General features: G+C 57.0%; 13 protein-coding genes and 2 pseudogenes. 9 read left to right on the forward strand and 6 right to left on the reverse strand.

Annotated elements, in window-relative coordinates:
* The first annotated feature begins 167 nt into the window (after nt 1-167).
* On the forward strand, nt 168-1,151 hold the full coding sequence (locus ACWIKB_RS13695; RefSeq protein ID WP_475267434.1) for a hypothetical protein: 984 nt from the start codon (nt 168-170) through the stop codon (nt 1,149-1,151).
* Nucleotides 1,152-1,154: 3 nt separating this feature from the next.
* Here the strand turns inward: ACWIKB_RS13695 and ACWIKB_RS13700 are convergent, their stop codons facing one another.
* From ACWIKB_RS13700 to ACWIKB_RS13715, 4 genes are all read right to left on the reverse strand, one after another.
* Nucleotides 1,155-2,315 (reverse strand): hypothetical protein, encoded by a 1,161-nt coding sequence (locus ACWIKB_RS13700; RefSeq protein WP_475267435.1) that lies wholly within the window; start codon nt 2,313-2,315, stop codon nt 1,155-1,157.
* Between the two features lie 45 nt (nt 2,316-2,360).
* On the reverse strand, nt 2,361-3,467 hold the full coding sequence (locus ACWIKB_RS13705; RefSeq protein WP_475267436.1) for a hypothetical protein: 1,107 nt from the start codon (nt 3,465-3,467) through the stop codon (nt 2,361-2,363).
* Between the two features lie 34 nt (nt 3,468-3,501).
* Nucleotides 3,502-4,656: a hypothetical protein gene (locus tag ACWIKB_RS13710; RefSeq protein ID WP_475267437.1), complete on the reverse strand. Its 1,155-nt coding sequence runs from the start codon at nt 4,654-4,656 to the stop codon at nt 3,502-3,504.
* A gap of 93 nt (nt 4,657-4,749) precedes the next feature.
* Nucleotides 4,750-5,559 carry a sulfite exporter TauE/SafE family protein gene (locus tag ACWIKB_RS13715; RefSeq protein ID WP_475267439.1) on the reverse strand — a complete coding sequence of 270 codons (810 nt, stop codon included), beginning with the start codon at nt 5,557-5,559 and terminating at the stop codon, nt 4,750-4,752.
* A 112-nt stretch (nt 5,560-5,671) separates the two neighbouring features.
* Here ACWIKB_RS13715 and ACWIKB_RS13720 point away from each other — a divergent pair, with 112 nt between their 5' ends.
* From ACWIKB_RS13720 to ACWIKB_RS13730, 3 genes are all read left to right on the forward strand, one after another.
* Nucleotides 5,672-6,439: an AraC family transcriptional regulator gene (locus tag ACWIKB_RS13720; RefSeq protein WP_475267440.1), complete on the forward strand. Its 768-nt coding sequence runs from the start codon at nt 5,672-5,674 to the stop codon at nt 6,437-6,439.
* A 93-nt stretch (nt 6,440-6,532) separates the two neighbouring features.
* A complete protein-coding gene (locus ACWIKB_RS13725; protein ID WP_475267441.1) occupies nt 6,533-6,850 on the forward strand; it encodes a helix-turn-helix domain-containing protein in 318 nt (105 codons plus the stop codon).
* An 11-nt stretch (nt 6,851-6,861) separates the two neighbouring features.
* Nucleotides 6,862-7,122: an XRE family transcriptional regulator gene (locus ACWIKB_RS13730; protein WP_475267442.1), complete on the forward strand. Its 261-nt coding sequence runs from the start codon at nt 6,862-6,864 to the stop codon at nt 7,120-7,122.
* 63 nt (nt 7,123-7,185) lie between these two features.
* Here the strand turns inward: ACWIKB_RS13730 and ACWIKB_RS13735 are convergent, their stop codons facing one another.
* Nucleotides 7,186-8,235, reverse strand: coding sequence for an MBL fold metallo-hydrolase (locus tag ACWIKB_RS13735; RefSeq protein ID WP_475267443.1), 1,050 nt, complete (start codon nt 8,233-8,235; stop codon nt 7,186-7,188).
* A 216-nt stretch (nt 8,236-8,451) separates the two neighbouring features.
* On the opposite strand from ACWIKB_RS13735, the gene ACWIKB_RS13740 reads away from it, so the two are divergent.
* From ACWIKB_RS13740 to ACWIKB_RS13760, 5 genes and pseudogenes are all read left to right on the forward strand, one after another.
* Nucleotides 8,452-9,060: a TetR/AcrR family transcriptional regulator gene (locus tag ACWIKB_RS13740; protein WP_475267444.1), complete on the forward strand. Its 609-nt coding sequence runs from the start codon at nt 8,452-8,454 to the stop codon at nt 9,058-9,060.
* Between the two features lie 158 nt (nt 9,061-9,218).
* Nucleotides 9,219-10,295: a diguanylate cyclase gene (locus ACWIKB_RS13745; RefSeq protein WP_475267446.1), complete on the forward strand. Its 1,077-nt coding sequence runs from the start codon at nt 9,219-9,221 to the stop codon at nt 10,293-10,295.
* A 279-nt stretch (nt 10,296-10,574) separates the two neighbouring features.
* Nucleotides 10,575-11,252, forward strand: a pseudogene (locus tag ACWIKB_RS13750) (PAS domain-containing protein); the annotation flags it as partial.
* 114 nt (nt 11,253-11,366) lie between these two features.
* Nucleotides 11,367-11,804, forward strand: a pseudogene (locus ACWIKB_RS13755) (methyl-accepting chemotaxis protein); the annotation flags it as partial.
* 248 nt (nt 11,805-12,052) lie between these two features.
* Entirely contained in the window at nt 12,053-12,595 is a 543-nt protein-coding gene (locus ACWIKB_RS13760; RefSeq protein ID WP_475267447.1) for a DUF1003 domain-containing protein, read from the forward strand.
* Here the strand turns inward: ACWIKB_RS13760 and ACWIKB_RS13765 are convergent, their stop codons facing one another.
* A complete protein-coding gene (locus ACWIKB_RS13765; RefSeq protein ID WP_475267449.1) occupies nt 12,596-12,907 on the reverse strand; it encodes a hypothetical protein in 312 nt (103 codons plus the stop codon).
* Between the last annotated feature and the right edge of the window lie 88 nt (nt 12,908-12,995).

The raw sequence follows: 12,995 nt of genomic DNA on the forward strand, positions 1-12,995 counted from the left end.
TCGGCGCGGGGTAGATTGATCGCGTTGATGCGGGGATTCGCGAGCAGGCTCGCTCCCACAGGTTTGGTGGGTTGCCGTGGGTTTTGCGCTGTTTTGAAAACAGTCAGTGCAACCCGCCGCGCCTCCCGCTATTAATACCCTCCCCCACTCAAGGACCCGAGCCCACCATGAAATTCGACCTCGCCTACTGCCTCAGCCTCGACGATAAGCTGTCGATTTATGACGTGCGGGATTTGAATTTTGACGAGACGATGGAGTTCGATTCCGCCAAGGAACACTTCCAATGTCCCAATGACGCCTGCAGAACGGCCTTCGATGGGTTGAATGTATTGACGACGTTCAACGCCAAGAATGTGAATTACGTGCGCACCCCGCACTTCAAGAACACGCCCAGCACGCGGCATGTGGCGGATTGTCCTTATGTCAGTCTGAAGACGTCGGCGTCGGGGCTTGAGGCGGACGGTGCGGAAACGGATGACGGTCGCGAGGAGCATTTCCCGTCGGAGTTGTTACTGACTCGGCGTGAGTATGTGCGTAAGCCGTCGAGCCCGGCGGTGGCGGCGGATGTGGTGCGGGACGACCCGAAGCCAACCACTGCGGCTAGCAACACAGAACACCCGAGCCGTGAATCGGCACCGGACAAGACCAGTGTCTTCGCCCATCCGGTGGAGTGTTTTGTGTCGAACTTCGAGGACAAGGAGTTGCTCAAGCGCATGCCGCTGAAGATTGGCGAGCACACGGCGCCTTATGGGTCGTTCTTCAAGAAGATTGAATATCTACAGGACAACAAGGGGCTGATTTACTGGGGCAAGATCAAGGAGATCAAGGATTACACCCAGAGCTTTCGTATCGATTTCGAACAGAAGGTGTGGTTCAAGCAAGCGGACGAGGCGAAGAAGAAGCCGTACTCGGTGAATGTTTACTTGAGCAAGAAGCTGATCGACAACTACCGCAAGCGCAAGGCGTTTCTGGAAGAGATTAAGCACGCTATCGAGAGCGGGAAAGAGTTGTTTTGTTTCTTCTATGGCGTGACGCCGGAGTTGAAGCAGGTGCCAAGCAAGAAAAACCCCGAGCAAACGTTCGGGGTGTTCAGCGCGAATATCGAGAATCTGGATCACTTTATTGTTCGGGAAGCGCCGGGGCTGGAGTAGCGATTAACCCTTGGGCAGTTCCAGTTTGACCGAGCCAGGGTGCTGTTTGACCTGCGAGTAAGGCAGCACCGGCCACTCCGGGCCATCGCAGTTTCTTTGGGCGCGTACGAAGTATGGCCCCAGGTACAAGCCCTTCGCGGTGAAGTGCCAGTTGGAGTAACCCCAGACGCTTTCGTCGGTGTAGTCGCATTGGTCGTCATCGCCTTCGGCCGGTTTTTTCATTTCATCCGGGTACAGCGTGCTGAACTGTTCAATCAACCAAGGCACCAGGACGGCACGTTGCTCGCTGGCTTGTGCGTGGCTGATGGTTGCCGTCGAAGGTTTATCCGCCTCGCCAATCCATAGTACGTCGGTCAGCGCCAAGACTTGACCGGTGTGAACGTCGAGGTTGAGCGGTGAGTCGCCAAAGTCCGGATGAGCGCCACCGCAATCGTAGCCGATGGAAATGTCCAGGCTGACCACATCAGGCGACAAGAACGTAGGGGCAGCGCCTTGTTCGAACTCGGCATTCTCCCCGCCTCGCAACTGGCAGCCGTAATAGTCGATGGCTTCGCTCCAGAGTCGCCCCAGAAGTTGTTGGTTGACGCGATCCAGATCGGCTTTGGCGTAGCCGGATTCGACGCTGAACAGCGACACTTTGGACTCGGGCTCGCTCCACCATTGCAGGCCGTAGCCCATGAACGTTTCTTTCTTGCCAGGCTTGAGCTTCAACCCTTGCAGGCGCAGATACTCGTAGGGATCACTTTTCGGTAGCGCGGCGATGAAGGGCAAGGCGTCCGCCGCCGGGGCTGGGAGTTTGGCCTCGGTCAACTGCACCGGAAGGGTTTTGCCCTTGGGGCTTTTCCATTCGCCCTGCCAGCCATTGGCGGTTTGTTTCAGCTTCAGGGTTGGCAGGGGTTTGTCCTCGCCGTAGCGATTGTTGCCCTCGTTGAGCGTGAGGGTCTTGTCCTGCAGCGTCCCGCTCAGCTCCAAATCCCGATGGAATTTTTCGTAGAAGTAGCGGCCGGATACTTCGCTCGCGTCGCGGGTGTTCAGTTCCACGACAATCGGCATCTTGCCCAGGGTGCCGGTGAACACCTGCCCGCCGAATTCGGCATGGGCGGTTGAGACCAGCGTAAGAAACAAAGTGGCGCAAGGTACGAGACGCAACAGACCTTTAAACATCAAATCTTCCTTGGATAAGCAAACGGGAGTTGGCGGTGGGCAACGTTAAGGCAGTTGCAGCGCTAAACCGCCAGGGTGTTGTTTGATCAGGCTGTAGGGCAGGATGCTCCACTCCACGTTGCGGCACATGGCCTGGTTGTGAGCAAAGACCGGCAGCAACTTGATGCCTTTATCGGTGAAGTACCAGGCAGGGGAAACCCAGGACTGCTCTTCGCCATAGACGCAATCATCGTTACGATCAGTCGTGAGGGTAACTTCCTCGGGATAGAGCGTACGCAGTTGCTCCACCAGCCACGGTGCCAACGCTTTGGGCTCGCCCTTCCCGACCGACAGCACATCTTCCAGGATCAGGGTTTTGCCTGTTCTGGTATCGAGATTGAACGGCATGTCGGTCTCATCCGAATAATTGCCGCCGCAGTTGGCTTCGGCAGTGATGTTCACGCTGAGCACTGAAGGTGACATCCACAACGGGGTGGCCGCTTGGCTGTAATTGGTCATGCCGTATTCGGTGAGGCATTCATGAAAGTTGACGACTTGCTGCCACAAACGCCCCATCAACTGTTGATTGATGCGCCCGCGTTCTTCGGCGGTATAACCCGACACCACTTCAAACAGCGACATTTTGGATTGCGGTTCGCTCCACCATTGCAGTGTGTAGCCCATGAACGTTTCGGTCTTGCCTGGTTTGAGTTGCATGCCTAACAGGCGCAGGAAGTCGTAAGGCGCTGTGTCATGGAGCGTGGCGAGGTAGGGCAAAGTATCAGTCGGGATAGGCGAGAGTCTGGCTTGTTCCAACGCTATCTTCAGGACTTTTCCTTTTGGGCTGGTCCACTCCCCGGACCAGCCGTGGGGTGTGGGCCGCAGATGGATACTCGCAAGCGCTGTACCGTGATTTGTGAGGTCGAGGCTCTCTTGGAGGTTCAGTTCAGTACCGTCCTTGGCGCCGCTAAGCAGCAAGTCTTTACGGTACTTTTGATAAAAGTAGCGGCCACTCACCTCATTGGGGTCGTCGGTGTTCAGCTCCAACACAATGGGCGAAGAGCCTAGCGTTCCGCTGTAAATCTGCTTGCCCACCTCTGCCCGCGCCGCAGTAGAAATTACCAGGCAGGCCAGCATGACAACGCCAGTCAAACGACTCAATCCTTTGAACATCAGCTAATCCTTGGGTAAATGATCGCATACCGTCTTAAGGCAATTGCAGCGCTACGCCGCCGGGGTGTTGTTTGACGAGGTTGTAAGGCAGAACGCTCCAGTCAATGTCTCGGCACACAGCCGCCGCGTGAACAAAAGCGGGCTCCAACTTGAGACCTTTTTCGGTGAAGTACCAGAGTGGGGAACTCCAAAGGTTATCGTCGTTGTAGACGCAATCGTTCTCCTCCACTTCAGGCTTTGCCGTCATTTCGTTGGGGTTGAGTTTGAGTAATTGCGCCACCAGCCACGGCGCCAGCTCTTTAGTACGGTATTCATAATGAGCATGGGATGCTGGGGATGAGTAATCGAAGCCCTCTTCGAAATGCACTGGTTTGCCCTGCCCCACCCACAGCACATCATCAAGCGTCAGGGCATTGCCGGTCTTGGTATCGAAATTGAGCGATTCGTTGTCCTGGTTCGGATGAAGACCACCGCAATAGAAGTCGGTGAAGGTAAAGACGCTCATCACCGAAGGCGACATCCATACGGGATGACTTATTTGAAAATAGGAACCCGGCGCACCATCGACAGTGCACCCGAAAGTATCCCCGACGCCCTGCCACAAACGCGCCATTAATCGCTGATTGATGCGTTGAAGCACTTCAGCGGGATAACCCGAAACAACTTCGAACAGTTGCACTTCTGATTGCGGCTCGCTCCACCATTGCAGCGTGTAGCCCATGAAGTTTTCGGTTTGGCCTTGTTTGAGTTTCATGCCTAGCAAGCGCAGATATTCGTAAGGCCACTTGTCATGAAGTTGGACGAGATAGGGCAAGGTATCGGCGGCCACTGGCGCAAGTTTGGCTTGCTGCAACTCCATCTTGAGCACTTTGCCCTTGGCACTGGTCCACTCGCCAGACCAGCCATCCGGCGTGGGTTTCAGGCGCATGGTCGGGTGAGGCTGACTCTCACCCCCCTCCTCCAGCACAAGTATTTCCCCTTCTTTTGTAAAGCTGAGAACCAAGTCCTTACGGTACTTTTGATAGAAGTAACGACCGTCGCCAGAGTCGGGATTCACTTCCAGCACAATCGGCATTTTGCCCAAGGTTCCGGTATAAACCTGAGTGCCGCTTTCAGCCCACAGCGAAGGAGAAAGCATTGAACACGCCAGCGCGACAACGCCAGTCAAACGACACAATCCGTTGAACATCAAATCATCCTTGGCTAAACGAGTGGCTGCTCGCAGGTAATAGCCGCGGATTATGGCGAGGTTAGCGGGGGGAATCGAGCGTCATTGCGTGCTTTAACTCAGCATCATGCTGAGCATCACCAACACCAGCAAACCGATATAAACCCGCGCATGAATACGATCCGGTATCCGCCCGATCCACGGCGTCGCCAACCGAATCCCTATGAGCGATCCGGCCGTCAGTAGAATGAATGCCAACACATCCACATACCCGACAAACCATGGCCCCAGATCAAACTCGGTGAACCCGGCCATCGCCATGTAAGTCAGCGTTCCGGCCACGGCTACGGGCAAACTCAACGGATTGGCCATCGACGTGGCTTGCGACATGCTCAGGCCGCAGCGCCTTAGCAGCGGTACGGTCATGACACTGCCGCCCACGCCTAGAAACGTAGCGATAGCGCCGATTCCTACACCAGACACTTCCGCCTTCTCCAATCGCCGTGGGATTTGGCCGTCGGACTGCGTAAGAAAACCGCGTCTGAACAAGCAGTCCAGAATCGTGATGCCCAAGTAGACGATAAACGCATACCGAATCACCTCACCTTTGGCCCACGTCGCGGCTAAGGCGCCGATGATCGCGCCCACGCCAATGAACCCACCCAACGGCCACAAGTAATGGCGAATGAGCTGACCGGCGCGGTGAGTTTTTCGGGTAGCGAGCAGCGCGTTGACGATCATCACGCAGGTCGAAGTTGCCACGGCAATGTGCATCGCCGATTGGCCGACGGGGTCGTCAGCGCCATGACTGGCCAGGAGCATCCGATACAGCAACGGCACCACGACGAAGCCGCCGCCGAAACCGAACAGCACAGCGGTGACGCCGGTCATGCAGCCGAAGAGTGTCAGTAAGAGATAGAACATTGCGCATCGTCCGTTGGTGGAGAGTTGTCGACGATAGGGCGATGCGGCTTGGCCTGCTTCAGCAAGTCAGCCAATAATGTTCGCGTTTACGCCAACCGCTGGATACCGCTCGATGCGCAATGTTTCGATTAATCAGTTGGACGATACGCCACGCTCGGTGGTGGCGATCGGTACGGATTATTCCTACGGTCACGTGTTGCCCCGTCATACGCATCGGCGGTCACAACTCCTGTATGGCGCCACGGGGGTGATGCAAGTCAGCACCCACGACGGCAACTGGGTGGTGCCGCCGCAACGGGCAGTGTGGATTCCGGCAGGGGTGGCCCATGAAGTGCTGATGCTCGGGGTGAGTACGCGGAGTTTGTACATCGAACCGGCGGCGGTGGATCTGGGAAGTCGTTGCCAGGTGATCAGTGTGTCGCCGTTGATGCGCCATCTATTGATGGAGGCGGTGGAGGCCCCGCTGGCGTACGACGAGACCGGGCGTGATGGGGCGCTGATCGACTTGCTGCTGTATGAGCTGGCCCGCAGTGCTCATCTACCGTTGCACATTCCATTACCGGTCGAAGGACGATTGCTCGGGTTATGTCAGACGTTTCTCCAGCAGCCCGACATCCATCAAGCGCCACAGCTATGGGCCGATCAGTTGCACATCAGCCTGCGCACCTTTAATCGTCTGTTCCGCCAGCAGACCGGCCTGAGTTTCAGCCAATGGCGGCAACAAGCCTGCGTGGTGCTGGCCCTGGCGCGGCTTGCGGCGGGGACGCCGGTGACGCGGATTGCCGTGGATTTCGGCTACGACAGCCCGGCGGCATTTTCGACGATGTTTCGTCGGGTGCTGGGGCATGCACCGTCCGTCTGGATGGATACGGCGAAATAGCAAAAATCAAAAAATGCATTTGATCCGGGATCAAAACAACTGTACAAAAACACAGTACATTTTGAATTAGCACTCTCGAGCCCGGAGAACACCATGGCCTCTCTTGCGATGAAAATCACCCTGGAACGTATCGCCCTTTTCCAATTCACCCCGGCCCACAGCGCCCAGGCCCGAGCGATGCTGGGTTGGAGCGTGGAAGAACTGTCTCGGGAATCCGGGGTTAGCGTGGACGCCATCGAGCGTTTCGAGGCCGAGCACGATGTGCTGGATGCCACGCGGCTGGCATTGGCGTATCGGTTTGAATCGGAGGGCCTGGTGTTCTTCCCTGGTTTTGCGCCGGGCAGAGGGATGAATGTGAAAGGATCGACGCCGAACCCGGTGGCGAGGACGGATTATGCGATGGTTGAGTGAGGAGCCGACGGATGAGTGAAATCGATAGAGGCAACAGCAGCGCCCATGAAGCATTCGGTTATCCCGATGCTGGCAACATGCGCGCCAAAGCTGAATACGTCATGAAGGTAGGCATGTTTCTCCAAACCGGTCATCTGAGTCAGATTGAGGCGGCGCAAAAGCTCGGGCTCTCTGCGGAGGAACTGAGTCAAGTGCTCGGTGGACAATCTCGCGATTTGACCGTGGCAAGAATCTCGGAATACCTGAATCAGCCAAAGGATCAACGCAGTTAGTCTCAGTGGTGAAACCAGGGCCGCTTTCATGGCAAGCGGCCCGGCGTCACGCTATCAAACGCCCTACGCCGTCACCTGATCCCCAACGCGTTCCACCCCCAGCCACCACGCACTCCCGCGTTGCGGATACATCACGTTGAACGCCTCACCCATCTGCGGCGTACTGATCGACACATTCCGCTCCCAGGCCAAGGCCAGGATGCGGTCGAAGGGTTCGTACCAGGCGTGCATGGACAGGTCGAAAGTACCGTTGTGAATCGGCAGCAGCCAGCGCCCTTTGAGGTCGATGTGCGCTTGCAGGGTTTGTTCGGGTTGCATGTGAACGTGCGGCCATTCGACGTTGTAGGCACCGGTTTCCATCAGGGTCAGGTCGAAGGGGCCGTACTGTTCGCCGATACGTTTGAAGCCGTCGAAGTAACCGGTGTCACCGCTGAAGAAAATTCGTGTGTTGCCTTCGATCATCACCCACGAAGCCCACAGCGTGCTGTTGCCATCAAACAGGCCGCGACCGGAAAAGTGCTGCGATGGTGTGGCGATAAATTGAATGCCATCGACTTCTGTACCCTGCCACCAATCCAGTTGGCGGACTTTGCTGGCGTCGATTCCCCACTTGATCAAGGTGTCGCCCACGCCCAGCGGTGTGAGGAAGTACTTGGCCTTGTCTGCCAGTTTCAGCACAGCCTGATAATCCAAGTGGTCATAGTGATCGTGGGACAGGATCACCGCTTCAATCGGCGGCAGTTCTTCCAGGCTGATCGGCGGCTGGTGGAAACGCTTGGGGCCGGCCCATTGCACGGGTGAGGCGCGCTCGGCGAAGACCGGGTCGGTGATCCAGAATTTGTCCCGCAGTTTGAGCAGTACCGTGGAGTGGCCGAGGCGGTAGACGCTGTGGTTGGGTGCGGCAATCAACGCAGCTTGGGTCAGGGTCTGTACCGGGATGGCTGCACTCGGGCGTGTGGTGCGAGGTTTATGGAAGACCATGTTCCACATGATGCGCAGCATTTTGCGAAACCCTTCGCGCTGGACCGGCTGGTGGTTTCGGAAATGCCCTTCAACCTGACGGGATGCCTCAGGCTGGGTGGCGTTATCCATTGGGGAAGTCGTAATGGCCATGACTGAATGACTCCTGAAAAACCGCGCTATTCGCAGTTCTTCGCGGTGGGACGATAAATGGCCAAGGCACGCACGCATCAGCCGTAGATTCTATTTTTCGCTGTACAGGATTAACAAAACATTACACTGCACAGTGTAGTTTCTAGGTTGCATCAAACCCGATCACAAGTAAACTGCCGAGTGTAACTCTCCACTTTTTCCTGCCGAAGCGTACTTATGACAGCTCCACAGCGCCTCACCGACCGAAAACGCGAAGCCATCATCCAGGCAGCGATTACCGAATTCCGTGCCAACGGTTTTGAAATCACCAGCATGGACAAGATCGCCGCCACCGCCGACGTGTCGAAGCGCACGGTGTACAACCACTTTTCGAGCAAGGAAGAGCTGTTCGCCGAAATCCTCAATCAATTATGGGCCCGGGTAACGGAAGAACAGGAAACGGCCTACCGCCCGGACCTGCCCCTGCGCGATCAACTGCGTCAGATCCTGTTGGCGAAAGTGCAGATGATGGGTGACAACAACTTTCTCGACCTGGCGCGGGTGGCGATTGCCGCCACCATTCATTCCCCCGAACGCGCGCAGAACATGATCACCCGCATGGGTGAACGCGAAGAAGGCCTGACCCTGTGGATTCGCGCCGCCCAGGCCGATGGCCGGCTGAAACCGGTCGCCCCGGAATTTGCCGCGCAGCAGGTTCAGGGGCTGCTTAAATCCTTCGCGTTCTGGCCGCAAATCTCCATGGGCCAAACCGGTTTATCGCCGGAAGTACAAAGCACCGTCGTCGAGTCGGCGATGGATATGTTTTTGGCCTGCTATCAGCTCTAGATCAAGTTTCTGCCGCGCCTGCGCCTTCGTTAAATGGCTCCCAAGGACACTGATTATTCCCGCTGGAATAAATGACAATGTCCGTCGCTTTACCGATGAACGGTAGCTCTGAATAAAACACCGAAATGTGTTTCAGAATGAAACGGGCGCAGGGAATTATGGAAATCCAACGCGGCAAGGGCCTTTCATTTGCCAGACGCATTTACATGCCCAGAACCGTAGGCCTGGGCATTGGCTGTATCTGTGTGACCGCCGCGCTGTATCCGTTGAACATGCCGAGTTGGGTCTGGGTCTTGATGCTGCTCAATGGCTTCGTATGGCCCCATTTCGCCTATCAGGTGGCCTCCCGGTCGCCGTTTCCCTATCCGGCCGAACGTCGCAACATCATCGGCGATTCGTTGTGTGGGGGGTTCTGGGCCGCCGCTGCTCAATTCAACCCGATAGTGACCGTCACTATTCTTTCAATGATGACGATGAACAATGTCGCGGCGGGCGGCCCGAGATTATTCCTCCAGGGTGCCCTGGCCCAAATAGTCGGCGTGCTGATTGCCTGGCTACTGTTCGGCGCAGCATTTACCCCGAGAGCCACGCCGATTCAGGTGTGGGCCTGCATACCTTCGCTGACCATTTACCCGTTGGCGGTGGGGATGGTGTGTTATCGACTGGCGTTCAAGCTCGCCGAACACAAACGCACCCTGAGCGCCTTGAGCCGCACCGACAGTTTGACCGGCCTGCTCAATCACGGCGCCTGGAAGGACCTGCTGCACATCAAGTTCCAGCAGTGCCGGCAGAATCAGGTGGAGTCGGTGATTGCACTGATCGACATCGATCACTTCAAGGCGATCAACGATACTTACGGGCATATCGTCGGCGATACGGTGCTGCGTCAATTGAGCGTTGAGCTCAGGCGCAACCTGCGTGAAAACGATCTGGCCGGGCGTTATGGTGGCGACGAGTTTTGCGTGATCCTGCCCGGCAGGTCGTTGCATCAAGCCCTGGAAATCATGGAACGCTTGCGTGAGGTGCTCAATGACTATCACCACCCGCAAGTGCCCGCACTGCGAATCAAGCTAAGCATTGGCCTGGCCGCCTACCAAACGCCGTTCACCGACGCGATTGCCTGGCTCAATGACGCAGACAAAGCCCTCTACACCGCAAAAAACACCGGTCGCAACAAGATCAGTGTTGCATCGAACCCTTCAGCCGGTGGCTCAGCAACGCGCATCTCAGCTTGAAAACTTGTACAAACGGTCAGAAATCCACCTTCTTGTACAAGTTTATGAAGTTTTATATAAGTAGCGCTCTGTCAGCCAGGGACCGCTGACATTGAGCAGACAACGCCGAAGACAGCCTTGGTCTTCGGCCTGCAGGCGCAGGAATAGGGACGACTCCTTGGTGTTCCCCACTTCTTGAGCGCTGCCGCCATGCTATTCAATCGCCACAAATCCACCCTCGATGCACTCCAACACACTGTCGCCAATCAAACCGGTCTTCTGGACGCGATCGATCGCTCCATGGCAGTGATCGAGTTCGATCTGGACGGCGTCGTGCTGCGCGCCAACGACAATTTCCTCAAGACCATGGGTTATGAGCGTGATCAAGTGCTCGGCAAGCCCCATCGCCAATTCTGCACGCCGGAATTTGCCCGCAGCAGCCTATACACGCAATTGTGGTCGCGCCTGAAAAACGGTCAGTTCGAGTCGGGTACTTTCGAGCGGGTCAACAGCCAGGGGCAGCCGATCTGGCTGGAGGCCAGTTACAACCCGATCAAGGATGCCTCGGGTCGCGTGGTGAAAGTGGTGAAGTACGCCATGGACGTGACGGCCAAGGTGCAACACGAAAGTGAATCCGACGCCAAATTGCAGGCCATCGACCGCGCCATGGCAGTGATCGAGTTCAACCTGGATGGCAGCATCATCACCGCCAATCAGAACTTTCTGAATCGCATGGGTTACAGCCTGGCTGAGCTCAAAGGCAAACATCATCGAATCTTCTGCAGCCCGGAACTGGTCAACAGCGGCGCGTATCAGGACTTCTGGCGCCGGCTCAATCAGGGCGAGTTGTTCCATGGCCAATTCGAACGCGTCGACAAGCGCGGGCAAACGGTCTGGCTGGAAGCCAACTACAACCCGGTGTACGACGCCGGTGGTCGCTTGTGCAAAGTGGTGAAGTTCGCCTCGGACGTGACCGCCCGGGTCGAGCAACATGCCCAGGATGCCCGCAGCGCCACCGAGGCTTATCACATTTCGGTGGAGACTCGAAAAGTCGCGGAGCAAGGCACGCAGGTGATCCAGCAGGCGGCCAGTGAGATGCGCGAAATCGCCGCCAACATCGAAGAGTCCTCGACCTTGATCGCCCAGCTCGGCGAGCGCTCCGAGCAAATCACCGCCATCGTCAATACAATCCGCGCGATTGCCGATCAGACCAATCTGTTGGCGCTCAACGCCGCTATCGAAGCGGCCCGGGCCGGTGAACAAGGGCGCGGGTTTGCGGTGGTGGCCGATGAGGTTCGGCAACTCGCGGCGCGCACCAGCGGCTCCACGGCGGAGATTTCGAGCATGATCGGGTTGATCCAGAGTGAAACCCGGCAAGCCATCAAGAGCATGGGCGGTACCCGGGATCGGGCGGCTGAAGGGGTTGAGTTGGCCAATCAGGCGGGCACCGTGATTTTGCAGATTAGGGATGGGGCGAGCAATGCGGTGCAGGCGGTGAGCATGTTTGCTAACGAGCGGGTGCCGGGCTGAGGTTGAGAGGTGGGATGGTTTTCTTTATTTGGCAGATAGACCGTGTCGCCGCCATCGCGAGCAAGCTCGCTCCCACAAGGGATCTTCTGCGTACACAAATTTTGTGAATACCAGTGATCCCCTGTGGGAGCGAGCTTGCTCGCGAAGACGGACTGTCATTCAACATCGATTCAGCTAACGAACACCCGCGCAGGACTATAGTGACCCCTAGCCCCAGAACATAGTCCCGAATCCTCGCCGAGCGCACCATGAATTCAGCCAAGTCCAATACCAAACCCGCCGCCGCCCCTGTCGATCACCTGCGCTTCCATCGCCCGCATGCTCACCTCGCACCGACCTTCGGCAATGACAAGTTCGCCCTGCGCGCCGAGGCGTTTGCGCGGTTCTTCGGCACGCCGACGTTTCTCGGGGCACAAACCCTGATCGTGGTGCTGTGGGTCTGCCTTAACCTGTTCGGTGTGGCGCATTTCGACCTTTATCCGTTCATCCTGCTCAACCTGGCGTTCAGCCTGCAATCGGCCTACGCCGCGCCGTTGATCCTGCTGGCCCAGACCCGTCAGGCCGCGCGGGACAAAGCCCAATCCGACGCCGATGCGCAACACCGCGAAGCCCTGGCCGTGGCCAACTCCGAACGCCAGGCCCAGGCCGCGCAGAATTCGGCGCAGTTGATGGAACTGCTGGAGCAGAACACCCGCCTCACTGAAATGACCAAGTCCCTGACCGAGCGCATCGAAAACCTGACCTCGGAAATGCATCAGCATTTTGTCCACAAGGACGAACCGAACCGCTGATCAGCGAATGATCACCTTGTCCTCAGGAACCTGGAGCAGTGAGACAGCACGCTGCTGCCAGCGCTTTTTATAGCTGTTGGTCCATGTCTCATGGCTGCCATCCAGCACGATCTGGATGACGCCGGTACGGCAAATCGTAAACACCCGTTGAACCCCTACCGCCCGGCCCCCGTCCTCGATGATGGTTTGGGCCAGTTGAGCCTGCATGTCGCTGCCCAGAAAGTGCCCGCCACAGGTGAAAGGCTGGGACATGACCGGCCCCGCCGCCCCGACAACACATAAAGCCGCCAGCCATTTAGCTGTTTTTTTCATCTTTACCCTCCTTGGATTGACGATGAGTCGAATGATTTCGCGTCAACACTAGAGAGCAACACGCGCCTTAACAATCAGAAAAGTCGAC

Source organism: Pseudomonas sp. 5Vm1k (assembly GCF_056161485.1).

What these genes read in the sequence shown, in the direction of transcription:
- ACWIKB_RS13705 (WP_475267436.1), bottom strand. Translation starts at nt 3,467, where the DNA reads ATGTTCAAAGGATTGAGTCGTTTGACTGGCGTTGTCATGCTGGCCTGC.
- ACWIKB_RS13710 (WP_475267437.1), bottom strand. Translation starts at nt 4,656, where the DNA reads ATGTTCAACGGATTGTGTCGTTTGACTGGCGTTGTCGCGCTGGCGTGT.
- ACWIKB_RS13735 (WP_475267443.1), bottom strand. Translation starts at nt 8,235, where the DNA reads ATGGCCATTACGACTTCCCCAATGGATAACGCCACCCAGCCTGAGGCA.
- ACWIKB_RS13695 (WP_475267434.1), top strand. Translation starts at nt 168, where the DNA reads ATGAAATTCGACCTCGCCTACTGCCTCAGCCTCGACGATAAGCTGTCG.
- ACWIKB_RS13765 (WP_475267449.1), bottom strand. Translation starts at nt 12,907, where the DNA reads ATGAAAAAAACAGCTAAATGGCTGGCGGCTTTATGTGTTGTCGGGGCG.
- ACWIKB_RS13715 (WP_475267439.1), bottom strand. Translation starts at nt 5,559, where the DNA reads ATGTTCTATCTCTTACTGACACTCTTCGGCTGCATGACCGGCGTCACC.
- ACWIKB_RS13745 (WP_475267446.1), top strand. Translation starts at nt 9,219, where the DNA reads ATGGAAATCCAACGCGGCAAGGGCCTTTCATTTGCCAGACGCATTTAC.
- ACWIKB_RS13700 (WP_475267435.1), bottom strand. Translation starts at nt 2,315, where the DNA reads ATGTTTAAAGGTCTGTTGCGTCTCGTACCTTGCGCCACTTTGTTTCTT.
- ACWIKB_RS13720 (WP_475267440.1), top strand. Translation starts at nt 5,672, where the DNA reads ATGCGCAATGTTTCGATTAATCAGTTGGACGATACGCCACGCTCGGTG.
- ACWIKB_RS13725 (WP_475267441.1), top strand. Translation starts at nt 6,533, where the DNA reads ATGGCCTCTCTTGCGATGAAAATCACCCTGGAACGTATCGCCCTTTTC.
- ACWIKB_RS13760 (WP_475267447.1), top strand. Translation starts at nt 12,053, where the DNA reads ATGAATTCAGCCAAGTCCAATACCAAACCCGCCGCCGCCCCTGTCGAT.
- ACWIKB_RS13730 (WP_475267442.1), top strand. Translation starts at nt 6,862, where the DNA reads ATGAGTGAAATCGATAGAGGCAACAGCAGCGCCCATGAAGCATTCGGT.
- ACWIKB_RS13740 (WP_475267444.1), top strand. Translation starts at nt 8,452, where the DNA reads ATGACAGCTCCACAGCGCCTCACCGACCGAAAACGCGAAGCCATCATC.